This is a genomic window from Mesorhizobium sp. M0904, assembly GCF_040319475.1.
In the GTDB taxonomy this organism is placed as follows: Bacteria; Pseudomonadota; Alphaproteobacteria; order Rhizobiales; family Rhizobiaceae; genus Mesorhizobium.
On the sequence record NZ_JAMYOC010000014.1, the window covers coordinates 132,225 to 157,001 of the forward strand.

Here is a 24,777-nt window from a genome sequence, read left to right on the forward strand (position 1 = left end):
TCAATCTGTGCCGAGCGCACGGTCGCCCTTTTCCAGGATCAGCGGGATGATCAGGTCTTCCTCGTCGGCAAGATGCCTGGTCAGCATGGCGATCAGCCGGCTGTTCTCGTCGGCATAGGTGTCGGCGGCGAAGCGCTGCTTGACCTCGCTCTCCTGAAGCGTGCGGATGAAGGCATTTGCCGCCTCGGCATTGCGCTCCAGTCCCTCATGGATTGTGTGGTGATCGGCATCGAGAATCTCGAAGCCGCGCTTCAGACGGGTCTCGGCCCTGGCGAAGACCGGGAAATAATGATGGTCCTCGACATTGTGATGGCCGTCGAGATTGCCGAGGAAATGGTTGAGGCGCGGCGCGAACCAGCGCGCGAATTCCGGCGCGTTCAGCCTACCTTCTGGATAATCGCCGATACCACTGGTGAGCATGTCGCCAAGCTCGCGGAACATATCGTGCCGCTGCAGCCACATATTGGCCACGCCGTGAATGTTGGCATGCGCCTGCCAGATCTCGCGCGGATATTTTTCGGCCAGCCAGCACAGATCGTCCGGCAGGCCCTCACGTTCAAGCAGCAGAAATCCGGCGGTATTGGCCATGTCGGTTCCCTCAGACCATGATCCCGAAAAGTGGTACCGGTTTTTCGGAAAAGATCATGGTCAAAACGAGAAATGCAGTGACGGCATGGAGTGTTTGAAACGTCAGATCGGCACCCCGAGGATCCGCTCGACGATGGCGACGCCCCAGACGCCTGCAGCGATTACCACCGAAATAAGCACCGCCAGCGAACCGCAATCCTTGGCCAGCTGGATATCGATGTTGAATTCACGGCTGAACGCGTCGCATGCCGCCTCGATGCCGGTGTTCAGCACCTCGATCAGGATCATGAGCAGCACCGCGCCGATCAGCAGCGCATAGCCGCGCCACGATTCCGAAAGGAACCAGCCGAGCGGCAAGGCAAGCACAAGCAGCGTCAGCTCCAGCTGGAAGGCCTCCTCGCTGGCGGCCAGTTTGCGAAACGCCCGCACCGAGTTGTAAAAAGCGTCGATCAGCCGCTGCATGCCAAAACCCTTCGGAATCACCGGCAGGGGATTAGCGCAATGGCTGGACCAAGGGAATAAGGCGACCTCTTCAAAAATCAGTCGCCTGCCACCTTGATCGACGGCGTTGACTTCTCGAACTGCGGCAGCCCGTCGTCGACCGCGTAATAGTCGCCCTTGTCGCCGACGAAGATGTGACATTCCCCTTGAAGTCCGGTTGGCGCGTCGAACAGCCCGGCCAGGACTGAAACATAGCCATCATCCGTCGGCTTCCAGAACAGCAGCGAGCCGCATGTCTTGCAGAAACCCCGTCTGGCAAACGAAGATGCCTCGTACCAGGCGATGCTGTCCGCGCCCGTGATCGTGATGTCGCGGTCGGCAACATTGGTCGCCGCATAGAAATGCCCGCTCTGCTTCCGGCACTGCGAGCAATGGCAGTAGATGACACCGCGCAGCGGTCCTCGTGTCTGGAACCGCACTGCCCCGCACAAGCATGATCCGGTGTGACTGTCAGCCATATCGGCCTCCCGATGCAATTGCCGTCGCTTCGCAGGATTCCAGTTTTGCGTGCGTTAGGCACGAGCAAATGCGACACCCGCCGGACGCGTTTCGCTGACCACCTCGATGATCGAATACGTTCTAATCAGCCGTTGACGGCCTGCTTGTGCTGGACCGGATGGCTCTTCTTGAGCAGATCGGACACCAGGAACGCCAATTCGATCGCCTGGTCGGCGTTGAGCCGCGGATCGCAATGGGTGTGGTAGCGATCCTGCAATTCTTCGGCGGTGATGGCGCGGGCACCACCGGTGCATTCGGTGACGTTCTTGCCTGTCATCTCGATGTGTATGCCGCCGGGATGCGTGCCTTCGGCGCGGTGCACCTCGAAGAACGTCTGCACCTCCTTCAGGATGCGGTCGAACGGCCGTGTCTTGTAGCCGGCGGCCTCGATCGTATTGCCATGCATCGGATCGGAAGACCACACCACACTGCGGCCTTCCTTCTGTACCGCTCGCACCAGCCTCGGCAGATGGTCGGCAACCTTATCGGAGCCGAAACGAGCGATCAGCGTCAGCCGGCCGGGCTCGTTCTCCGGATTGAGCAGATCGATGAGCTGCAACAGGCCGTCCGGCGTCAGCGACGGCCCGCATTTCAGCCCCAGCGGGTTCTTGATGCCGCGGCAATATTCGACATGCGCATGGTCGGGTTGGCGCGTGCGATCGCCGATCCAGATCATGTGGCCAGAGGTGGCGTACCAGTCGCCCGAGGTCGAATCGACGCGGGTCAGCGCCTCTTCATAACCGAGCAGCAGCGCCTCATGGCTGGTATAGAAATCGGTCTCGCGCAGCGCATAATTGGTCTCCGAGGTGATGCCGACGGCCTTCATGAAGTCCATCGTCTCGGTGATGCGGTTGGCGAGCGACTCGTATTTCTCGCCCTGCGGGCTGTCGGAGACGAACCCGAGCATCCATTGATGCACGTTCTCCAGGCTGGCGTAGCCGCCCTGGGCGAAGGCGCGCAAAAGGTTGAGCGTCGCCGCCGACTGGCGGTACGCCATCTCCTGTCTTGCAGGATCGGGAATGCGCGACTTGGCATCGAACTCGATGCCGTTGATGATGTCGCCGCGATAGCTGGGCAGCGTCACACCGCCCTTGGTCTCATTGTCGGACGAGCGCGGCTTGGCGAACTGGCCGGCGACACGGCCGACCTTCACCACCGGTTGAGCGCCAGCGAAGGTCAGCACCACCGACATCTGCAGGAAGACGCGGAAGAAGTCGCGGATATTGTCCGCGCCATGTTCGGCGAAGCTCTCGGCGCAATCGCCACCTTGCAGAAGGAATGCGTCACCGGCAGCGACGGCTGCAAGCTGCTTCTTCAGCTTGCGTGCCTCACCTGCAAAAACCAGCGGCGGAAAGGTGGCGAGCTGGGCTTCCGTGTTCCTCAGCGCGGCAAGGTCCGGATAGGCAGGAACCTGCTGGATCGGCTTAGCTCTCCACGAATTCGGCGACCATTTCGTCATCGAAGCACCTAACGCTCTTTTCACGCGGACGCCATCGCCCGCCAATCCGCCCCATATGGGGTCGCGGCTGCATACACGAAGCCGATTTCCTATTCTAGACCGGAATCTCAGCGCTGGCGAATGGCACGGCAGGGCGAAAGTACCAGCGCCGTCATGGTCCAGAGCACCAGCGATACCCTGCTACGCCGCCGCCTTCTCCACCAGCCGTGCCAGCTGCGTCATGACAACCGCTGAGCCTGCCAGCCGCTTTTCGGGCGTCGGCCAGTCGCGGCTGAAGACGACGCTCTGGTCCGGCCGGATCTTGGCCAGCGAACCCTGTTCGCCGATGAGCTTGACCAGCCCGACCGGATTGGGGAATTCGCGCTTGCGGAAATGGATGACGACGCCTTTCGGTCCGGCATCGAGTTTTTCGACATTGGCCTTGCGGCAAAGTGCCTTGATGAAGACGATCTTCAATAAATGCTTCACCTCTTCCGGCAGCGGCCCGAAACGGTCGATAAGCTCGGCGCCAAAAGCGTCGATCTCTTCAGTGTTTTCGAGATCGCCAAGGCGGCGATAGAGCGCCAACCTGAGCTGCAGATCCGGGACATAGCTTTCCGGGATCATCACCGCTGTGCCGACGGCGATCTGCGGCGACCAGCCGCCGTCCTGCACCTCGCCGGAATCCTTCACTTCGGCCACTGCCTCCTCCAGCATCTGCTGGTAGAGCTCGAAGCCGACCTCCTTGATGTGGCCCGACTGCTCTTCGCCAAGCAGATTGCCGGCGCCGCGAATGTCGAGGTCGTGGCTGGCCAGCTGGAAACCGGCGCCTAGCGTATCGAGCGACTGCAGCACTTTCAGCCGGCGCTCGGCTGTATCGGTGAGCTTGCGGTTGGCGGGCAGCGTGAACAGCGCGTAGGCGCGCACCTTAGAGCGGCCGACGCGCCCGCGCAGCTGATAGAGCTGAGACAGGCCGAACATATCGGCGCGGTGTACGATCAGCGTATTGGCAGTCGGAATATCGAGGCCGGATTCGACGATTGTGGTCGACAAAAGCACATCGTACTGGCCGTCATAGAAGGCGTTCATGATGTCGTCGAGTTCGCCGGGCGGCATCTGACCATGGGCCACGGCCACTTTCAGCTCAGGCACGGATTCGCGCAGGAAATCATGGATTTCCGCGAGATCGCTGATGCGCGGTACGACATAGAAAGAATGGCCGCCACGGTAGCGCTCGCGCAGCAGCGTCTCGCGGATGACCAGCGGATCGAAAGGGGAGATGAAGGTGCGCACGGCCATGCGATCGACCGGCGGCGTGGCGATCAGCGACAACTCACGCACCCCGGTCAAGGCAAGCTGCAGCGTTCGCGGGATCGGCGTCGCCGATAGCGTCAGAACGTGGACGTCGGTCTTGAGATCCTTCAGCCGCTCCTTGTGCTTGACGCCGAAATGCTGCTCCTCGTCGATGATCAGCAGGCCGAGATTCTTGAACGAGATCGAGGAGCCGAGCAGTGCGTGCGTGCCGATGACAATGTCGACTTGGCCTTCGGCGACGCCCTTCTTGGTCTCGGCCAGTTCCTTGGCGCCGACCAGCCGCGAGGCCTGGGCGACGCGGATCGGCAGGCCGGAGAAGCGCTGCGAGAAGGTCTTGAAATGCTGGCGCGACAACAATGTCGTCGGCACCACCACCGCGACCTGAAAGCCTTCCATCGCCGCGATGAAGGCAGCACGAAGCGCGACTTCGGTCTTGCCGAAGCCGACATCGCCGCAGATCAGCCGGTCCATCGGCTTTCCAGCGCCCAGATCATCCCTGACCGAATCGATCGCCGTTTGCTGGTCGTCGGTTTCCTCATAGGGGAAACGCGCTGCAAACTCGCCATAGAGGCCTTCCGCCGGCAGCAGCGCCGGTGCGGCCCGCATTTGTCGCTCGGCGGCGATGCGGATCAACTGCCCGGCCATGTCGAGCAGGCGTTTCTTCAGCCGTGCCTTGCGCGACTGCCAGGCGCCGCCGCCAAGCTTGTCGAGTGTCGCCTCGGCCGAATCCGAGCCATAGCGCGACAGCAACTCGATGTTTTCCACCGGCAAGAACAGCCGATCGTCGCCGGCATAGTGGATTTCGAGGCAATCGTGCGGCGCACCGAGCGCCTCGATGGTGCGCAGCCCGATGAAGCGGCCAATGCCATGGTCGGCATGGACGACGATATCGCCTGAGGACAATGCCGAAGCCTCGGCGATGAAGTCGGACGCGCGCTTCTTGCGCTTCGAACGCCGGATCAGTCGGTCGCCGAGAATGTCCTGCTCGGCGATGACGACCAGTTTCTCCGTCTCGAAGCCGGATTCGAGCGGCAGCACGGCCAGTCCCGCTTGCCCAGGCTCAAGCTTTTCGGCTTCGGCAAGCGTCGCCACCGGTTTCAGATTGCCAAGATGATGCTCGGCCAGGATTTGGCCGAGCCGGTCGAGCGAACCTTCAGTCCAGCCGGCGACGAGGACACGGCGGCCTACAGCGCGCTCGTCGGAAATGTGTTTTACGACGACGTCGAAGACGTTGGCGTTAGGGTCGGCGCGCTCCTCGACGAAGCTGCGACCATGGCGCGAGCCAGCATGGAAAACCTTTTTCGCACCGGCATCGGGCGCATCGAAGGACGTGAAGTCTATCGCTTCGCGTGGGCCAAGCGAGGCAATCAGGTTTTCGGGCGACAGATAAAGCAAATCCGGCGACACCGGCTTGTAGGGCACGGCATCCTTCAAGGCGCCGTCGGCCTGTTTTTTGCGCGCCTCATAATGATCGAGGATCAGCGCATGGCGCTCGGCCAGTGCCTCATGCGCCAGATGATCAAACACCACCGGCGCATCCGGCAAATAATCGAACACGGTTTCCAACCGCTCATAGAAGAACGGCAGCCAGTGCTCCATGCCGGCAAACCGCCTGCCCTCGCTGACCGCCGCATAGAGTCCGTCTTCGCGCGAGGGCGCGCCAAAGGCTTCGATGTAGGCGCGGCGGAAGCGGCTGATCGTCTCTGGCGTCAGCGCCACCTCGCTCATCGCCTGTAGCGCCATCGACTTGCGCTGGCCGGTGGTGCGCTGTGTTGCGGTATCGAAGACGCGGATCGATTCCAGCGTATCGCCGAAGAAATCGAGGCGCAGCGCCTCAGTCCAGCCGGGCGCGAGGAGATCGAGAATGCCGCCGCGCACCGCGAATTCGCCGATACCGCGCACCGTCGGCACTCGCTCGAAGCCGGAATTCTCCAGCCGCGACACCAGCACGTTCATGTCTATCTGGTTGCCCGGTTTGGCGTGGAGGGTCTGCGCCTCGACGAGTTCAGCCGGCGGAATGCGTTGCAACAGCGCATTCGCGGTGGTGAGGACGACGGCGCGGTGGGGCTTCTTCGCCAGCGCAATCATTGCAGCCAGTGCATCGAGCCGCCTTGCGGCGGCATCGGCGCCGGGCGAGACACGGTCGTAAGGCAGGCAATCCCAGGCCGGCAGTTCCAGCACCGGGAGGCCCGGCGCGGCAAAGGCAAGCGCCTCGACGATCGCCGGCAGGCGCTGGCCGTCGCGGGCCACGAACAGCACCGGCTTGTCCGGTGCGATCTCGCGCGCAGCCTGCACCAGGGCAAAGGCTTCGTAGCCGTCGGCGACGCCATCGACAATGAACTGGCCGGCGCGGCCTTTCGGCAGACCGATCGTAGGGATAAGGCTCATAGCTACACGTTGTTCAGAAGGTCATCTCCCGGCGCGAAGCCAGGATTTTTTGCAGGACGGCACAGTCGACATCCGCCGGAACCGGGCGTTCGCCAGTGACGAGAGGCAGGAATTCGGTGTCGGGAATATCGAGGAGCCTCTCATATCGGTCGATTTCGTCGCCGGTCAAGGCGCCGATCTCGGCGTCGGCGAAGCTGCCGAGTATAAGGTCCATCTCGCGCATGCCGCGGTGCCACGAACGAAACAAAAGCTTGCGGCGGCGGGCATCGAGGCCCTCGCTTGATCGTTTCGTTCCGGTCATCTTGCAACATCCTTGCCTAGGCGGCGCATATAGCGTGGATAGAAGGCGGTGTCAGCCTTGCGCTACAGTCGCCGCAACATAAGCTGACATCATGCGTCCTTCCCTCCTCGATCCGCTGTTTGTCCCGATCACCTCGCTTGCCGGCGTCGGGCCGAAAGTTGGCGCCCTGATCGAAAAAGTCGTAGCAGCCGACCTCGGCGACCGGGCCGCGCGCGCCGGCGACCTCTTGTTCGTGCTGCCGCATACTGTCATCGACCGCCGCAGCCGGCCGGGCATCGCTGGTTCGGCCGAGGGCGCCATTGTCACACTCGACGTACGCATCGACCGCCACCAGCCGCCGCCACGCGGCAACAGGTCGGTCCCGTACCGGGTCTACGCCCATGACGACACCGGCGAGATCGCGCTGACCTTCTTCCATGCCCATGCTGCCTATCTCGAAAAAGCAATGCCCGTAGGCGAGCATGTCGTCGTCTCAGGCCGCATGGAATGGTTCAACGGCCGCCCGACCATGGTTCACCCCGACCATATCGCACTTGCCGGCGACGCGGAAAACCTGCCGCTGGTCGAGCCGGTCTATCCGCTGACCGCCGGGCTCTCGGGCAAGGTGCTGCGCCGGGCCATCGGCCAGGCGCTGGCCCGCCTGCCGGTGCTGCCCGAATGGCAGGACGGCGAGTTCCGGCGCCGCCATGCCTTTCCTGCTTTCACCGATGCGCTCAACCGCATCCACAATCCTGCCGACCCGATCGACGTCTCGGTCGACGGCGCAGCATGGCGGCGCCTTGCCTATGACGAGTTCTTGGCCGGCCAGGTATCGCTGGCGCTGGTGGGGGCCAAGGTCCGCCGATTATCGGGCCGGCCACTCGTCGGCGACGGCCGCATAGTCGAGCAACTTCGCGTGGCACTACCCTATTCGCTGACCATGTCGCAGGAAATGGCGCTTGCCGAAATCAACGCCGATCTCGGCGACCCCGAACGCATGCTGCGCCTTTTGCAGGGCGATGTCGGCTCCGGCAAGACGGTGATCGCGCTGCTTGCCATGGCGCATGCCGTCGAGGCCGGCGGCCAGGCGGCATTGATGGCACCGACCGAAATCCTGGCGCGCCAGCATCTTGCAACGATTGCGCCGTTGGCGGAACGGGCCGGGCTGCGTGTCGCCGTCCTCACCGGTCGCGAAAAGGGCCGCGAGCGTGCCGACACGCTGACCGGGCTGGCCAATGGTGACATCGACATCGTCGTCGGCACTCATGCGCTGTTCCAGGAAACGGTTACGTTCCATGACCTCGTGTTCGCCGTCGTCGACGAGCAGCACCGTTTCGGCGTCCACCAGCGCCTTGCGATCACCGCCAAGGGCGACGCGCCCGACATGCTGGTGATGACGGCAACGCCGATACCGCGGACGCTGGTGCTGACTGCATTCGGCGACATGGACGTGTCGAAGCTGACGGAAAAGCCGGCCGGCCGCCAGCCGATCCGCACCGTCACCTTACCGCTTGAACGGCTCGACGAACTGATCGGACGCATGCTCGACGCCGTCGCCGATGGCCAGAAAATCTACTGGATCTGTCCGCTGGTCGAGGAATCCGAGGAGATCAGGCTGATGTCGGCCGAGGACCGTTTTGCCTCCCTGAAGCCGCTGTTCGGCGACCGCGTCGGCTTGGTGCACGGTCGCATGAAAGGCACCGACAAAGACGAGGCGATGCGCGCCTTCAAGCAGGGCGACACCCGTATCCTGATCGCCACCACTGTCATCGAGGTCGGTGTCGATGTGCCGGATGCGACGATCATGGTCATCGAGCATGCCGAACGTTTTGGCCTCGCCCAGTTGCATCAATTGCGCGGCCGGGTCGGGCGCGGCGACAAGCCTTCATCCTGCGTGCTGCTCTACAAGGATCCGCTCGGCGAGACGGCAAAACGCCGTCTGTCGGTGATGCGCGAAACCGAGGACGGCTTCCGTATCGCCGAAGAGGATCTGAAGCTGCGTGGCGAAGGCGAGTTGCTCGGCACCCGCCAGTCCGGCACGCCGGGCTTCCAGGTGGCGCGCATCGAGGCGCATGCCGACCTGCTCGAGGCCGCTCGCGACGATGCGCGGCTGATCCTGTCGCGCGATCCGGAACTGCAGTCCGAACGCGGCACGGCGCTGCGCCTGTTGCTCTATCTGTTCGGCCGTGACGAGGCCGTGCGGCTGCTCCGTGCCGGCTGAGGCATCGTGCCAAGCGGAGGATTGGCAAGCGCGCCGTGGATCTGCTCGCCGTTCACCGTCACCATTTTGACCGCCGGCGCCACCAGGCCGGCCGACACGATCAGCTTGGCTCCGTCCTCGATTGTCATGTCGAGCAGCACAATGTCGGATTTCGGCACATACATCAGAAAGCCTGTCGTCGGGTTGGGCGTACACGGCATGAACACGGCAATCAGCGGATCGCCTTCCCGGTCGAGCTTCTGGTTGATCTCGGTTTCCTTCTCGCTGGCGACGAAGACAAGCGACCAGACCCCTTTGCGCGGATATTCGACCAACCCGACCTGGCGGAACATGTCGCCCTTGTTCGACAGCACGGTCTCGAAAATCTGCTTCAGCGAACGGTAGATACCGCGCACCAGCGGCATGCGACCAAGCAGGCGCTCGCCGAAGTTGACGATGGCGCGGCCAACGATATTGGCGGTCATAAAGCCGATGAAAGTGATGAGGATCAGGGCAACGATCAGCCCAAAACCCGGCACTGGAAACGGTAGGTAGGTGTCCGGATTGTAGCGTACCGGAATGTAGGGTTTGACCCAGGAATCGACCCAGCCGATAAGCGACCAGGCAATGTAGGCAGTAATGGCGAGCGGCGCGCAAACGACGAAGCCGGTCAGGAAATAGTTTCTCAGCCGGGTCATGCCTGAGGTCTTGAGAGCATCCGACATGGTTCACCGCAGCGTGTGTTTGCAGCGCGACACTACTGAACCCGAAGGCGCTTTGGAATGGCGAAGTTTTAAACGAGACCTATTCCACCGTTACCGATTTCGCCAGGTTGCGAGGCTGGTCGACGTCCGTACCCATGAACACGGCGGTGAAGTAGGCGAGCATTTGGATCGGCAGCGCGTAGATGATCGGCGAGATGATTTCCGGCACGTCCGGCAAAACGATCGTCTCCATCGTCTTCACCGTAGCGTGCGCCGCGCCCTTGCCGTCAGTGATCAGGATGATCTTGCCGCCGCGCGCGGCCACCTCCTGCATGTTCGACACTGTCTTTTCGAAGATGCGGTCATGCGGGGCGATGACGATGACGGGCATGTTCTCGTCGATCAGCGCGATCGGGCCGTGTTTCAACTCGCCGGCAGCATAGCCTTCGGCATGGATATAGGAAATCTCCTTGAGCTTCAGCGCACCTTCCATGGCCAGCGGAAAATTGGTGTCACGGCCGAGATAAAGCACATTCTTGTAGTGCGAGAGGTCGCGCGCGATCTTTTCGATCTGCCCGTCGAGCTTTAGCACCTGGTTGGCATAACGCGGCGCTTCCGACAGCTCGCGTATCAGCGTTTTCTCGTGGTCATGCGAAATCGTTCCGCGCGCCACGCCGGCCCGCACCGCCAGCGAGGCCAGCACGGAAAGTTGGCAGGTGAACGCCTTGGTCGAGGCGACGCCGATCTCCGGGCCGGCCAATGTCGGCAGGATGACGTCGGATTCGCGCGCCATGGTCGATTCGCGCACATTGACGACCGCGCCGATCTTCATGCCAGCCTTGCGGCAGTAGCGGAGCGATGCCAGCGTGTCGGCGGTCTCACCCGATTGCGAGATGAAGAAAGCGGCATCGTTCTTCGACAGCGGCATCTCGCGGTAGCGGAACTCCGAAGCGACATCGATGTCGACCGGCAGCCGCGCATAGCGCTCGAACCAGTATTTGCTGATCAGCCCGGCGAGATAGGCGGTGCCGCAGGCCGAAATCGCCAGCCGGTCGATCTTGGCGAAATCGAACGGCAGAGCGAGCGGCTTCGAGGCGCCACCGACGAAATCGACATAATGCGCCAGCGTGTGCGAGATCACTTCCGGCTGCTCATGGATTTCCTTTTCCATGAAATGGCGGCGGTTGCCTTTGTCGACCATGAAGCTCGTGCTGAGCGACTGTTGGCGTTTGCGGTCGACCTTGTTGCCGCCCATGTCGAAAATATCGACCTCGTTGCGGCGCACTACCGCCCAGTCGCCGTCTTCCAGATAGGTGATCGAATTGGTGAACGGGGCAAGCGCGATGGCGTCGGAGCCAAGGAACATCTGGCCGTCGCCGTGACCGACGGCGAGCGGCGGGCCATTGCGCGCGCCGACGATCAAATCCTCGTCGCCCTTGAACATGATGGCGAGCGCAAAGGCGCCTTCCAGCCGCTTCAGCGCCTTATGCGCCGCCTCGACCGGCTTCAGCCCCCTGGCCAGTTCGCGCGCCACCAGGTGCGCGACGACTTCGGTATCGGTCTGTGAGGCGAAGCTGTAGCCGTCGCGCATCAGCTCGTCGCGCAATTCGGCGAAATTCTCGATGATGCCGTTATGGACGATGGCGACGCCGTCGGAAAAATGCGGATGCGCATTGCTCTCGTTCGGAACGCCATGCGTGGCCCAGCGCGTGTGGCCGATGCCGATCATGCCGTCGAGCGGTTCGTCCTTCAGCCGGCGCTCGAGATTGACCAGCTTGCCCTCGGCGCGGCGGCGGTCAAGCCTGCCGTGCTCGATCGTGGCGACGCCGGCCGAGTCATAGCCGCGATATTCGAGCCTTTTCAACGCATCGACGATAAGCGGCGCGACCGGCGAGTTACCGACAATTCCAACGATACCGCACATCGCGCCTGCCCCCGATTCCGACCTCAAACCCGGCGCCATTTAGAGACTGCCGGGCCGTCGCGAAAAATCACATTCCATTTCGTCCGGTATCAGCCGGACTATCCTGCACAGATGCACCATGATAGGGCGCACTTGCAATCCGGTTACTGCAATTGCTCAGTTTCTCCGCTTCTGTATCCTATCTCGGCCCAACGGCTCCAGAAACCAGTCAAAGACATGATCCCGCTCGTCGCGCCTACCCTTTTTTGCGGGCCGCCGCGGCCGAAGCAAACCGTTCGCGCAACTCCTTGCCCTTGCCGGGTAGAGTCCGCTGACGGGCGCGACCGAAGGCCAGCGCATCGTCGGGTACGCTTTCGGTGATGACGCTGCCTGAGGCGATGTAGCCGTCCTTGCCGATCGACACCGGTGCCACCAGCGAGGAGTTCGAGCCGATGAAGGCACCCTCGCCGATATCGGTGAAGAATTTCGAATAACCGTCATAATTGCACGTGATGGTGCCGGCGCCAATATTGGCGCCTGCGCCGATGCGGGCATCGCCGATATAGGTCAGATGGTTGACCTTGGCGCCCTCCTCGACGATCGCCTGCTTCACCTCGCAGAAATTGCCGACCTTGGCTTTGTTTCTCAGATCGGCCCCGGGCCGCAGCCGCGCGAACGGCCCAACATCGCAATTCGACGCGATAGTGGCGCCTTCGATATGGCTGAAGGCATGGATCTTGGCGCCCGTCGCGATTTTCACGCCTGGGCCGAACCAAACATTGGGCTCGACAATCGTGTCGGCGCCGATCTCGGTGTCGTGCGAGAAGAACACGGTTTCGGGCGCAACCAGTGTCACCCCGGAAAGCATCGCTTCCTGCCGTCGACGCGCCTGCCAGATACCTTCCGCCTGGGCAAGCTCGGCACGGTTGTTGATGCCGAGCGCATTCTCGAAACTGGCTTCGGTGGCTACGACATCAAGTCCCTGCGCAGCGGCGATCTCGACGATGTCGGTGAGATAATACTCACCCTTGGCGTTCTTGCTGCCGACTTGATCGAGCAGCTTCAGCGCGTGCCTGCCGGCGACCGCCATCAGCCCGCCATTGCAGAAGGTGATTTTCTTCTCCTCGTCCGAGCAGTCCTTCTCCTCGCGGATGGCCACGAGCTTGCCGGCCTTTTCGATAAGCCGGCCGTAGCCCGAAGGATTTTCCGTACGGAAGCCGACCACGACGACGGCCGCACCTTCGGCCAGCTTCAGCCGCGCCGCCGCGAGCGCTTCTGGATCGATCAACGGCGTGTCGCCAAACATCACCAGGATGTCGTCATACCCCTTTGATATTGCTGCGCGCGCGGCAAGCACGGCGTGCGCGGTGCCAAGACGTTTCTCCTGGACGAAAGCTTCGGCCTTGGGCGCAAACTTGAGTGCGGCCTTGCGCATGTCATCGGCGCCATGGCCGATCACCAGCGCCAGATCGCCGCTGCCGGCGGCTTCGGCCGCCTTGACGACATGGGCAACCATTGGCAGGCCGGCGATTGTGTGCAGCACTTTCGGCACGGCACTCTTCATGCGCGTGCCTTCGCCGGCAGCGAGGATGATGGACAGGCAGGATCTCTGGCTCATGGGGACAGCAACCGTTGAAAGGGATCTGGAATCGGAGCGTTAGTAGCACCGGCGCCATGCTGCACCAATGCGGTTAAATTCCGGTGAGACGGTGGAACCTCCAACCCGCGGCACGCTCAGGCCGATCGGCTCAGGCGGCTTCCGCCTCGTTGCGTGATGCGAAGCTGGGGGCTCGGCCACGGCCGTATTGCCGTGGCGAACAGTTCATGACCCGCTTGAAAGCAGTGCTGAAGGCGCTTTCGGATTCGTAGCCGAGCGACAGCGCGATGACGGCGACGGGATCGCTGGAATTCGTCAGCCGATCCCCGGCCAGCAGCATTCGCCAGCGCGTCAAATAGTCCATCGGCGACGCGCCGACCGTCTCCTTGAATCTGAGCGCAAAGGTCGATCGCGACATGCCGGCCCGTTCCGCCAATTCCTGCAACGTCCAGCCATGCGCCGGATCGTCATGCATGGCGCTGATCGCCGCGCCCATCTGTTTGTCCGAGAGGGCAAAGAGCCAGCCGACGCCACCTTTCAATCCTTCTGAAAGATGCAGCCGCAACGCCTGAATAAGCATCATGTGAGCAAGGTGCTGGATCACCAGAAAGCCGCCCGGTTGTGGCTCGCGCAGCTCCTGCATCATCCGCTCCACCGACCAGCGCAGCGCCGACTTGTCCGACTCTTTGCGGATATGCACAATGGCTGGCAGCATCCGCAACAGGATGCCGGCATGATTGCCGCCAAGCGCGAAGCGGCTGCTGACCAGAAAGAAATCACCGCCGCCATTGTGGGTCACGACACCGCCGGCTCGCGCAGGCGGAAAAATCTTGATGGCTTCAACAGGCGACAAACTCATGTCGCTTGCAAGGCGGAAAGGCCGCCCACTCGGCAACAGGAAGCAGTCCCCCGTCTCAAGGCGCACTGCGTCGGCAACGCCTTCTACTGACAGCCAGCACCGGCCCGAGACCACCGCTCCGGTCTTGATGCTTTGCTGCTGGTCGGGGAACTGGATCGACCATTCACCACCTGCATCGAAGCCGGCCGACATATAGTTTCGCGGCTTCAGCAGCGAGAGCACATCTGAAAGAGGATCCACGTGTCATTCCGGACGATTGCGAAGATAATACGGACTTTACCGCATAGATCGTATTTCCTCAAGCGCCTATCACGACGTCATCGGGCCGCGAAAATGGTCGTGGTCAGAAACGAACAAGGACAAGTCGTGATGCGTGTTTTCGTTACCGGAGCGACCGGATTCGTCGGTTCTGCCGTCGTTCAAGAACTCATCGGGGCCGGCCATCAGGTGCTCGGCCTCGCCCGCTCGGAGGCGTCGGCCAAGTCGCTCGCCGCCACTGGAGCCGAGGTGCATCGAGGCGACCTCGAAGACGTGGAGAGCCTGCGCAGGGGCGCGGCAGCCGCCGATGCGGTTATCCACACCGGGTTCAACCATGACTTCTCGAAGTTCGCGCAAAACTGCGAGATGGACCGGTGTGCCATCGAGGCGATGGGCGGAGCACTCGAAGGCTCCGAGCGCCTCCTGCTCGTCACCTCGGGGACCGCGCTCCAGGCGCGGGCCCGTATCGCGACGGAGCAAGATTCGCCTGTCCCCTCTTCCGCTTCGTATCCCCGCGCCTCCGAAGCGACAGCCGCCGCGCTGGCGGCACGCGGGGTGCGCGCATCGGTTGTCCGCCTTCCTCCGTCGGTCCATGGCCAGGGCGACCACGCCTTTGTTCCTATTCTCATCGACCTCGCTCGCAAGAAGGGCGTGTCGGTCTATATCGGCGAAGGGCTCAATCGCTGGCCTGCCGTGCATCGGTTCGATGCCGCCCGCGTCTACCGGCTTGCGCTCGAGCATGGAGCCGGTGGCGCGCGATATCACGCGATCGCCGAAGAAGGCGTGCCGTTCAAGGACATCGCCGGCGTGATAGGCCGTCGCCTGAACGTGCCAGTCGTCGCCAAGTCCGCCGAAGAAGCCGCCGATCATTTTGGCTGGTTCGCGATGTTCGCGGCGATGGATGTCCCGACCTCGAGCGAACGGACCCAGGCGCTGCTGGGGTGGCAGCCGAGCGGACCTGGGCTGATCGCTGATATCGACCAGCCGGGCTATTTCGAAGGCTGAACAGACCACGTCGGGCTAGAACCTAGCCCAATTGCCCCAGCACCGGAAAATTCTCGAGCAGCCAATATGACATCGTCTGCACGCCGCCGGTCAGGAAAAACACGCCGGCGACCACCAGCAGCGCGCCGATGGCTTTTTCGACGCGGCCGAGATGGACGCGGAATTTCGAGAGAAAGCGCATGAAGGCGCCGGAAAACAGCGCAGCGATCAGGAACGGGATACCGAGGCCGAGCGAGTAGGCGGCAAGCAGCAGCGCGCCCTCGCCCACCGTCTCGCGGCCGCCGGCAAGCGTCAGGATCGGCCCCAGCACCGGGCCTATACAGGGCGTCCAGCCAAAGGCGAAGGCCAAGCCCATGACGTAAGCGGCGATCAGGCTGGCCGGCTTGCCTTGCGACTGGAAGCGCGCCTCGCGTGAAAGCAAAGGGATACGCAGTACGCCGAGGAAATTCAGCCCCATCAGGATGATCAGCACACCGGCCACCATTGCCAGCGGCTCCTGCCAGACCCGCAACAAATGGCCGATGGTCGAGGCGCCGGCGCCGAGCGCGACGAAGACGGTCGAGAAGCCGAGCACGAAAGCGATGGAGGAATTAACCAGCGCGCCTCGCGCTCCGGCCTTTGCCGTAATGCCGGCCTCGCCGCGGAAATCGTCGACGGACACGCCGGCCATATAGCACAGGTAAGGCGGCACCAGTGGCAGCACGCAGGGGGACAGGAACGAAATTGCTCCCGCCCCGATCGCACTGACATAGCCGACGTCCAACGCCATTTCCATCTCCAGATGACTGCGCAGCCATATAGCCGCGACAACAGCCGTCCGCCAATCACCATCGCGTGGCCCCATCACATTGGGTAGCAAGTCGACGCCCTCGCCTGGATCAGTGGAGAACAGCGCGGGAAGAAAGGGCAGCCAAGCAGCGTTGATCAGAAGAAGCCGCGGTTCCGCGTGCTTTTCGAACATTCCGGGAGAGGTCCATGAAAACGATCGCAATTGGCATGGCGGCGCTATTGCTCGGCACTGCCGGATCCTTCGCCGCCGAGGCGTGGAAGGAAGCGGAGGTCGGCGGCACCAAGATCTACACCGACGCCAGCGGCATGACGCTCTACACCTACGACAAGGACGAGGCCGGCAAGTCGAACTGTTACGACAAATGCGCCGCCAATTGGCCGCCGCTGAAGGCTGACGCCAACGCCAAGGCCGAGGGCGAATGGACGATGGTCGACCGCACCGACGGCACCAGGATGTGGGCCTACGAAGGCAAGCCGCTCTACACGTTCATCAAGGACAAGAAGGCCGGCGACGTCACCGGCGAGGGTGTCGGCGGCGTCTGGCATATCGCCAAGGCCGACTAAGCCTTGAGCTTCTGATCCGCTGTAACAGGCGGTAACATGGCTGGTCGCTGGGAACTTGACCCAACCGCCCGGCGGCCAGCTTTTCAGCACGCCAATTCCTTGCAACTATCCGGGCAAATGCCGGGCTACCGATTGCGCGCTTCACAGCATCTGTTCAAGCGGGGCTGGCGCGTGCTCGATGTTTCTCTTATATCCGCGGGAGAGTTTGTCCCGTTCTCCAGGATCAATTGCCGGGTTTGTCCAGCGATAGGCTGCTCATTTCCCTTGTCCAGGATTGCGGAAATCGCATGGCGCGCCGTTGGGTTGCGCATTCGGTGCAGGGCCGCATTTTGACTGCTTGGCCTTGACCGGATGCAAAAGCGCGGCCATGTGAGCGACACATTGAACGAGATTTCGTCGCGCGCAGCGGAATTCTTCTGCCGCATCACAACTGATATGAGACCGTATGGACGTCGTCGTCGTCGAATCGCCGGCCAAGGCGAAGACAATCAACAAGTACCTCGGCAAGAACTACAAGGTTCTGGCTTCGTTCGGCCATGTCCGCGATCTGCCGGCCAAGGATGGCTCGGTGCGTCCGGATGAGGACTTTGCCATGTCCTGGGCCGTCGACACCGCGTCTGGAAAGCGTCTCGCCGATATCGCCAAGGCGGTCAAGGACGCCGACGGGCTGATCCTCGCCACCGATCCGGACCGCGAGGGCGAAGCGATCTCCTGGCATGTCCTGGAAGTGCTGAAGCAAAAGCGCGCGTTGAAGGACAAGCCGGTCAGCCGCGTCGTCTTCAACGCCATTACCAAGGCGTCGGTGCTGGAGGCGATGGCCAATCCGCGCCAGATCGATGCGCCGCTGGTCGATGCCTATCTCGCCCGCCGTGCGCTCGACTATCTGGTCGGCTTCACGCTGTCGCCCGTGCTGTGGCGCAAGCTGCCCGGCGCCCGGTCCGCCGGCCGTGTCCAGTCGGTGGCGCTGCGTCTGGTCTGCGACCGCGAATCCGAGATCGAGCGCTTCGTCCGCGAGGAATACTGGCAGGTCGCCGCCATTCTTGGCACGCCGCGCAAGGAAAATTTCGAGGCGCGGCTGACCACCTTCGAGCGCAAGAAGCTGCAAAAGCTCGACATTTCCAACAAGGCGCAGGCCGACGACATCAAGGCGATGCTCGAAGGCGCCAGCTTCAAGGCGGCGTCGGTCGAAGCCAAGCCGACCAAGCGCAATCCCGGGCCGCCCTTCACCACCTCGACGCTGCAGCAGGCAGCCTCGTCGGGTCTCGGCTTTTCGGCCAACCGCACCATGCAGGTGGCGCAGCGGCTCTATGAGGGCATGGAGATCGGCGGTGAGACCACCGGCCTGATCACCTATATGCGGACCGACGGCGTGCAGATGGCACCGGAGGCGATCTCTGCCGCACGCGATGCGATCACCAAGGAATTCGGTGCCAAATACCTGCCTGAAAAGGCGCGCTACTATTCCGCCAAGGCCAAGAATGCCCAGGAGGCGCACGAAGCGATCCGTCCGACCGATTTCATGCGCACGCCGGCTTCCGTCAGGCAGTATCTCGACGCCGACCAGGCGCGGCTTTACGAGATGATCTGGAAACGCGCCATCGCCAGCCAGATGCAGCCGGCCGAGATAGAGCGCACCACGGTCGAGATCGAGGCCATCAACGGTTCGCGTACCGCCGAGCTTCGTGCTGTCGGCTCCGTTGTTCGCTTCGACGGCTTCCTTGCTGCCTACATCGAGCAAAAGGAAGAAGATTCGGAAGACGAGGAAAGCCGCCGCCTGCCCGAGATCCGTGCCGGCGAGCAGCTCACACGCGAGGCGATCAACGCCACCCAGCACACCACCGAGCCGCCGCCGCGTTATTCGGAAGCTTCGCTGATCAAGAAGCTGGAAGAGCTGGGCATCGGCCGGCCGTCGACCTATACGGCGATCCTGAAGACGCTCGAGGATCGCGATTACGTCGCCATCGACAGGCGCAAGCTGGTGCCACAGGCCAAGGGCCGGCTATTGTCAGCCTTCCTCGAAAGCTTCTTCGAGCGTTATGTCGAGTACGATTTCACCGCATCGCTCGAGGAGAAACTCGATGAAATCTCCGACGGCAAGCTCGCCTGGAAGGACGTGCTGCGCGACTTCTGGAAGGATTTTTCCGGCGCCGTCGCCGACATCAAGGAGCTGCGGGTCACCGACGTCCTCGATGCGTTGAACGAGGAACTGGCGCCGCTGGTGTTTCCCGCGCGCGAAGACGGTTCGAACCCGCGCATCTGTCCGAAATGCGGCACCGGCAACCTGTCGTTGAAGCTCGGCAAGTTCGGCGCCTTCGTCGGCTGTTCGAACTATCCCGAATGCTCCTTTACCCGCCAGCTTGGCGACGCCGCCAATCCCAATGGCGAGAACGGCGGTGGCGAAGACGGCACCAAATTGCTCGGCAAGGACCCCTATACCGCCGAGGAGATCACGCTGCGCAATGGCCGGTTCGGCCCCTATGTCCAGCGCGGCGACGGTAAGGATGCCAAGCGCTCCAGCCTGCCCAAGGGCTGGACTGCCGATTCGATCGATCATGAAAAGGCGCTCGCCTTGTTGTCGCTGCCGCGCGACGTCGGCAAGCATCCGGAATCCGGCAAGATGATTTCGGCAGGGCTGGGGCGCTACGGGCCGTTCGTGCTGCATGACGGCACCTACGCCAATCTCGACAGCATCGAGGACGTGTTCTCGATCGGCCTCAATCGCGCCGTCTCGGTGATCGCCGAGAAGCAATTGAAGGGCAAAGGCGGCCGCAATGGCGGCACAGCCGCTGCGCTCAAGGAACTTGGCGAGCATCCTTCCGGCGGCGGCAAGATCGTCGTGCGCGACGGCAAATACGGCCCTTATGTGAATTTCGGCAAGGTCAATGCGACGCTGCCGAAGGGCAAGGACCCGCAATCGGTGACGATCGACGATGCCGTGGCGCTCATTGCGGAAAAGGAAGCCAAGGGCGGCAATGGCGCCAGGAAGCCCTTCCGCAAAGCGGCCGCGCCTGCCAAGAAACCAGCTGCAGCCAAAAAACCGGCGGCCAGGAAAAAGGGATAGGACGGGTTGGCGCGCAAAGTCTCCGGAAGAAGCCACGGCGATCTGCGCACCGCCGATACCCGCGCCAAGGTCAGGGACAATTACCGGCCGTCACGCGACGAGATACTGCGTTACATCGCCGAAAATCCGGACCGCGCGGGAAAACGCGACATCGCAAAGGCGTTTGCGCTACGCGGCGAAGACCGTATCTGGCTGAAGGACGTCTTGCGCGACCTGCAGGACGAAGGCCTGCTGACCAAGGAGCGCAAGCGGCTCGCCCGTGTCGGCGCCCTGCCCCACGTCGCGGTGCTCGACATCTTCGGCCGTGACGCCGACGGTGTGCTGCTGGCGCACCCGACCGAAGCGATCGGCAATGGCGAACCGCCGGTCATAGCGATCCGCGTGTCGCGCGGCAATGGGCCGACGCCTGGTATCGGCGACCGCGTGCTGGCCAAGACCTTTCCGACCGACGACCCGGCAGGCCCCGCCTATACCGGCCGGGTTATGAAGATATTCGAGAAGCGCACCGATGCGGTTCTCGGCGTTTTTCGCGTGCTGAAGGACGGCACGTTCCGCATCGAGCCGGTGGAAAGGCGCCAGCCGGAGCTGGTCGTCGACAAGGAATTCCAGAACGGCGCCAAGAACGGCGACCTGGTCGAGGTCGAGCCGGCGCGGGCCTCCCGCTACGGGCTGCCGAGAGCCAAGGTTCTGGCGGTGTTGGGCTCGCTGACCAGCGAAAAGGCGGTCTCGATGATCGCCATTCACGCACACGACATTCCGCACATTTTTCCCGCCGACGTCATCGCCGAGGCGGAGGCGGTCAAGCCTGCCACGCTTGCCGGCCGCGAGGATTGGCGCGAGCTGCCGCTGCTCACCATCGATCCGGCCGACGCCAAGGATCATGATGACGCGGTGTTCGCCATGCCCGACACCGACGAGAAGAACGCCGGCGGCGTGGTTGTCACCGTCGCCATTGCCGATGTCGCTGCATACGTGCGCTATGGCACGGCGCTCGATCGCGAAGCGCTGAAGCGCGGCAATTCTGTCTATTTCCCCGACCGCGTCGTGCCGATGCTGCCGGAGCGCATCTCGAACGACCTCTGTTCACTGCGCGAGGGCCAGGATCGTCCGGCGATAGCGGTGCGGATGACTTTCTCGGCCGATGGCCACAAACTCAGACACTCGTTCCATCGCGTCATGATGAAGTCGGCGGCGAAACTCGCCTATCAGCAGGCGCAAGCGGCGATCGACGGCGCACCGGACGACACGACTGGCCCGATCCTCGATGCGGTGCTGAAGCCGCTATGGGACGCCTACGGGATCCTGAAGCGCGGCCGCGACACGCGCCAGCCGCTTGAACTCGATCTGCCCGAGCGCAAGATCCTACTCAAGCAGGACGGCACCGTCGACAAGGTCGTCGTGCCGGAGCGGCTCGACGCGCACAAGCTGATCGAAGAGTTCATGATCCAGGCCAATGTCGCCGCCGCCGAGACACTCGAGGCGAAGCGGCAGGCGCTGGTCTACCGCATCCACGATGCGCCTTCGCTTGCCAAGCAGGAATCGCTGCGTGAATTCCTGCAGACGCTCGGCCTGTCGTTGGCGCGCGGCGCGCAGATGCGGCCGAACCAGTTCAACGGCATCCTCGCTCGTGTGCGCGGCGCCGACAATGAGGGACTGGTCAACGAAGTGGTGCTGCGCTCGCAAAGCCAGGCCGAATATTCGCCTGCCAATATCGGCCATTTCGGCCTCAATCTTAAGCGCTATGCGCATTTCACCTCGCCGATCCGCCGCTATGCCGACCTGATCGTGCATCGCGGGCTGATTGCCGCACTCGGCCTTGGTCCGGGCGGCCTGACGCAGGACGAGGCGGAACGGCTGGAAGAGGTCTCGGCGCTGATTTCGGCGACCGAGCGGCGTGCAATGGCCGCCGAGCGCGACACGGTCGACCGGTTGATCGCCGCCCATCTCGCCGAGCGCATCGACGACCGTTTCGACGCCCGTATCTCGGGCGTCACCAAATCGGGCCTGTTTGTCCAATTGCCGCAGTATGGCGCGGATGGCTTCATTCCGGTTTCAACCCTGGGCGGCGACTACTATATATACGACGAAACTGCTCGATCGCTTTTCGGAGAACGCACCGGCAAGGGCTACCAGCTTGCTGATCGCGTCGAGGTTCGCCTGATCGAGGTGGCGCCGATGGCCGGCGCGATGCGTTTCGAGATGCTGACCGAGCCAAAGCCGCTGCCCGGCTCCAAACGGTCGTTCCACAAGGCCAAAGGCCGCGCCCGGGCGTCGCAATCGCGCCCAGGTTCGCGCGGCAGGAGACGGTAATGCCAACAGAACTGCAGGTGGAAAAACGGGTTTTCGGTGGCGAACATCACTCGGGCCGGACCGCCCGGCCACTATGGACGGCAATGAAGCGCGGCATGCTCGGCCGCTGCCCGCATTGCGGCGAGGGCAAGCTGTTTCGCGCCTTCGTCAAGACCGTCGACAAATGCGGTCGTTGCGGCGAGGAGCTCCACCACCATCGCGCCGACGACCTGCCGGCCTATCTTGTGGTGGTCATTGTCGGCCACATCGTGCTTGGCGCTTTCATGGGTGTGGAGGCGACCTCGACGCTGTCGACCTGGCAGCACATCGCCATCTGGGTGCCATTGACCATCATTCTCGCCGTCGTCCTGCTGCAGCCAGTCAAGGGCGCTGTCATCGGCTTGCAATGGGCGTTTTATATGCACGGCTTTGGCGGTGACGAAGATCTGATCGAGTCGCATCCCGAGGCTTGAAACCGAGGCTGGCGCAATCGGCATGGCTGGACGCCACTTTCGCATCGGAGAAGATTCCGCTAGGTCGAGCGCATGGACGTTGTGACCAAGGCGGAAGTCGACAAGGTTGAGCGGGTCGCGCTCGACGCCAAGCCTATACGCCCGCGCGACGCCGCGACGCTGATCCTGCTCGACGGCAAGGGCGACGAGATCCTGGTGCTGATGGGCCGCCGCCACGCCCGTCATGCCTTCATGCCGGGAAAATTCGTGTTTCCGGGCGGCCGCACCGATCCGGCCGACAGCCACATCCCGACAGCCACCGCACTTCATCCCGACGAAGAAGCGAGATTGACCGCTGGCATCGGCCGCACCAGCCCGGCCCGCGCCCGCGCCATTGCCCTGTCGGCAATCCGCGAAACCTATGAGGAGGCCGGCCTGCTGATCGGCCAAAAAGGGGTCTTCGCAACCGCCAAGCGCGACTGGCAGGGCTTTGTCGAGCACGGCGTCATCCCATCACTGCAAGCGCTGCGCTTCGTCGCACGCGCCATCACCCCGCCCAACCGGGTGCGCCGGTTCGATACGCGATTTCTCGCCGCATGGCGCGACGATGTCGCCGTGGAACTGCCGGATGGCGGTCCGACCAACGAATTGGAGGACGTCGTTTGGCTGCCGCTGGCCAAGGCCAGGCAAGCAGATATCCCAGACATCACGCGCAAGGTCCTGGAGGGACTGGAAATCCGCCTCGCCCAGGATCCGCTGCTGAGCCCCGGCGGTCGCGTGCCGTTCTACCGGCTTGTCCGCAATCGCTTCGTCCGCGAAATTCTCTAGAGCAGCCAGGCATTCCATGACAGTCGACATCCAGCCGCAGGGCAAGGAACGCGTACACTGGCTGCCGATGGTCGCGGCGATCTCGTCGATCAGCGTCGTCGGCATTGCCATCGGGCTCGGCATGCCGCTGCTCAGCGTGATCCTTGAAACACGCGGCCACTCCGCGTCGATGATCGGCCTCAACACCGCGGTCGCCGGCCTCGCCTCGATCGCCGGCGCGCCGCTCGCCACTCCGCTTGCCATGCGGTTCGGGGTCGCCTGGACAATGCTTGCCATGATTGCGGCCGGAGCGCTGGCCTTTGTCGGTTTCCATTTCGCGCCAGCTTTCTGGATGTGGTTTCCGCTGCGGGTCCTGCTGCATATCGCGCTGACGGTGCTGTTCATCCTCTCGGAATTCTGGATCAGCACCTCGGCGCCGCCACACCGGCGCGGACTGGTCCTCGGCATCTATGCCACCGTGCTGTCTCTCGGCTTTGCTGCCGGGCCTTGGCTGTTCGCCCACCTTGGCAGCAGCGGTTTCCTCCCTTTCGGCGTCACCATCGCGCTGGTTACGCTGGCTGCCATACCGGTGCTGGCGGCACGCAACGAGAGCCCGACGATCGTCTCGGACGGCGAAACCAGCAATTTCCTGCGTTATATCTGGCTGGTGCCGACGGCGACCGCCGCCGTGCTGGTATTCGGCGCGGTCGAGACCGGCGGCTTTGCGCTGTTCCCCGTCTATGGTAGCCGCATCGGCTACTCAGAGGCGGACGCAGCCCTTTTGCTCACCATGATCGGCCTCGGCAACGTGCTGCTGCAGATCCCGATCGGCATGATCAGCGACCGCGTCAGCGACCGCCGCTATCTGCTGATGGCCTGTGCCACCGTCGGGCTTGCCGGCACAATCTTCATGCCGTTCTTCGCGCAGAACTGGCATTTGATGGCAGCGCTTCTGTTCGTCTGGGGCGGTGTGGTCGCTGCCATGTACACAATCGGCCTGGCGCATCTCGGCTCGCAGCTTTCCGGCCATGAATTGGCCTCCGCCAACGCCGCTTTCGTGCTCTGCTACGGCGTCGGCATGGTGCTTGGCCCGCAGGCAATCGGCATCGGCATGGACGCTTTCGGGCCGTCGGGCTTCGGTTGGGCGCTCGGCCTGTTCTTCGCGTGCTATATCGTGCTGGTCGGCACCAGGCTGCTCCGCAAAATCCTCTGAGTCGGTCCAGCTTCCGACATCGCTCCCACTGCTGACCAACTACTGACACAACCGTGTCAGGAGGGCTCG

The 24,777-nt window shown here is 62.9% G+C and carries 19 protein-coding genes; 8 read left to right on the plus strand and 11 right to left on the minus strand.

The features are described 5' to 3' along the window. From NKH80_RS16725 to NKH80_RS16750, 6 genes are all read right to left on the minus strand, one after another. Nucleotides 1-588, minus strand: coding sequence for a hemerythrin domain-containing protein (locus tag NKH80_RS16725; RefSeq protein WP_352992568.1), 588 nt, complete (start codon nt 586-588; stop codon nt 1-3). A 102-nt stretch (nt 589-690) separates the two neighbouring features. Further along, nucleotides 691-1,050 carry a diacylglycerol kinase gene (locus NKH80_RS16730; protein ID WP_352992570.1) on the minus strand — a complete coding sequence of 120 codons (360 nt, stop codon included), beginning with the start codon at nt 1,048-1,050 and terminating at the stop codon, nt 691-693. A 77-nt stretch (nt 1,051-1,127) separates the two neighbouring features. Continuing rightward, nucleotides 1,128-1,547, minus strand: coding sequence for a GFA family protein (locus NKH80_RS16735; RefSeq protein ID WP_352992572.1), 420 nt, complete (start codon nt 1,545-1,547; stop codon nt 1,128-1,130). 125 nt (nt 1,548-1,672) lie between these two features. Further along, nucleotides 1,673-3,046, minus strand: coding sequence for a class II 3-deoxy-7-phosphoheptulonate synthase (locus NKH80_RS16740; RefSeq protein WP_352508814.1), 1,374 nt, complete (start codon nt 3,044-3,046; stop codon nt 1,673-1,675). Nucleotides 3,047-3,226: 180 nt separating this feature from the next. After that, nucleotides 3,227-6,727 carry a transcription-repair coupling factor gene (mfd, locus tag NKH80_RS16745; protein WP_352992574.1) on the minus strand — a complete coding sequence of 1,167 codons (3,501 nt, stop codon included), beginning with the start codon at nt 6,725-6,727 and terminating at the stop codon, nt 3,227-3,229. Between the two features lie 13 nt (nt 6,728-6,740). Next, the gene (locus NKH80_RS16750) at nt 6,741-7,028 is read right to left on the minus strand and encodes an FAD assembly factor SdhE (protein ID WP_352992576.1); all 288 of its coding nucleotides are present in this window, start codon (nt 7,026-7,028) and stop codon (nt 6,741-6,743) included. 91 nt (nt 7,029-7,119) lie between these two features. On the opposite strand from NKH80_RS16750, the gene recG reads away from it, so the two are divergent. Then, nucleotides 7,120-9,228: an ATP-dependent DNA helicase RecG gene (recG, locus tag NKH80_RS16755; protein ID WP_352992578.1), complete on the plus strand. Its 2,109-nt coding sequence runs from the start codon at nt 7,120-7,122 to the stop codon at nt 9,226-9,228. Here the strand turns inward: recG and NKH80_RS16760 are convergent. The 4 genes from NKH80_RS16760 to NKH80_RS16775 all read right to left on the minus strand — a co-directional run bounded on the left by NKH80_RS16760 (nt 9,180) and on the right by NKH80_RS16775 (nt 14,510). Further along, nucleotides 9,180-9,932: a DUF502 domain-containing protein gene (locus NKH80_RS16760; RefSeq protein WP_352491637.1), complete on the minus strand. Its 753-nt coding sequence runs from the start codon at nt 9,930-9,932 to the stop codon at nt 9,180-9,182. The genes recG and NKH80_RS16760 overlap by 49 nt on opposite strands. Before the next feature lie 79 nt (nt 9,933-10,011). Continuing rightward, entirely contained in the window at nt 10,012-11,835 is a 1,824-nt protein-coding gene (glmS, locus tag NKH80_RS16765; protein ID WP_352706613.1) for a glutamine--fructose-6-phosphate transaminase (isomerizing), read from the minus strand. A gap of 235 nt (nt 11,836-12,070) precedes the next feature. After that, nucleotides 12,071-13,432: a bifunctional UDP-N-acetylglucosamine diphosphorylase/glucosamine-1-phosphate N-acetyltransferase GlmU gene (glmU, locus tag NKH80_RS16770; protein ID WP_352901363.1), complete on the minus strand. Its 1,362-nt coding sequence runs from the start codon at nt 13,430-13,432 to the stop codon at nt 12,071-12,073. A 130-nt stretch (nt 13,433-13,562) separates the two neighbouring features. After that, nucleotides 13,563-14,510 carry an AraC family transcriptional regulator gene (locus NKH80_RS16775; protein ID WP_352992581.1) on the minus strand — a complete coding sequence of 316 codons (948 nt, stop codon included), beginning with the start codon at nt 14,508-14,510 and terminating at the stop codon, nt 13,563-13,565. Between the two features lie 129 nt (nt 14,511-14,639). Here NKH80_RS16775 and NKH80_RS16780 point away from each other — a divergent pair, with 129 nt between their 5' ends. After that, nucleotides 14,640-15,533 carry an SDR family oxidoreductase gene (locus tag NKH80_RS16780; protein ID WP_352706630.1) on the plus strand — a complete coding sequence of 298 codons (894 nt, stop codon included), beginning with the start codon at nt 14,640-14,642 and terminating at the stop codon, nt 15,531-15,533. Nucleotides 15,534-15,555: 22 nt separating this feature from the next. Here NKH80_RS16780 and NKH80_RS16785 read toward each other — a convergent pair whose 3' ends face one another. After that, nucleotides 15,556-16,302, minus strand: coding sequence for a cytochrome c biogenesis CcdA family protein (locus NKH80_RS16785; RefSeq protein ID WP_254820150.1), 747 nt, complete (start codon nt 16,300-16,302; stop codon nt 15,556-15,558). Nucleotides 16,303-16,508: 206 nt separating this feature from the next. Between NKH80_RS16785 and NKH80_RS16790 the strand changes: the two genes are divergently transcribed. From NKH80_RS16790 to NKH80_RS16815, 6 genes are all read left to right on the plus strand, one after another. Next, nucleotides 16,509-16,886, plus strand: coding sequence for a COG4315 family predicted lipoprotein (locus NKH80_RS16790; RefSeq protein WP_352992583.1), 378 nt, complete (start codon nt 16,509-16,511; stop codon nt 16,884-16,886). Between the two features lie 445 nt (nt 16,887-17,331). Further along, nucleotides 17,332-19,947 (plus strand): type I DNA topoisomerase, encoded by a 2,616-nt coding sequence (gene topA, locus NKH80_RS16795; RefSeq protein WP_352823972.1) that lies wholly within the window; start codon nt 17,332-17,334, stop codon nt 19,945-19,947. A gap of 6 nt (nt 19,948-19,953) precedes the next feature. Further along, nucleotides 19,954-22,257: a ribonuclease R gene (gene rnr / locus NKH80_RS16800; protein ID WP_502900965.1), complete on the plus strand. Its 2,304-nt coding sequence runs from the start codon at nt 19,954-19,956 to the stop codon at nt 22,255-22,257. Further along, nucleotides 22,257-22,709, plus strand: coding sequence for a DUF983 domain-containing protein (locus NKH80_RS16805; protein ID WP_352823971.1), 453 nt, complete (start codon nt 22,257-22,259; stop codon nt 22,707-22,709). Before rnr ends, NKH80_RS16805 begins: the two co-directional genes overlap by 1 nt. Nucleotides 22,710-22,781: 72 nt before the next feature. Continuing rightward, nucleotides 22,782-23,516, plus strand: a complete 735-nt coding sequence (locus NKH80_RS16810; RefSeq protein WP_352992586.1) for an NUDIX hydrolase — start codon at nt 22,782-22,784, stop codon at nt 23,514-23,516. 16 nt (nt 23,517-23,532) lie between these two features. Continuing rightward, nucleotides 23,533-24,708, plus strand: coding sequence for an MFS transporter (locus tag NKH80_RS16815; protein ID WP_254820145.1), 1,176 nt, complete (start codon nt 23,533-23,535; stop codon nt 24,706-24,708). Nucleotides 24,709-24,777: the final 69 nt, after the last annotated feature.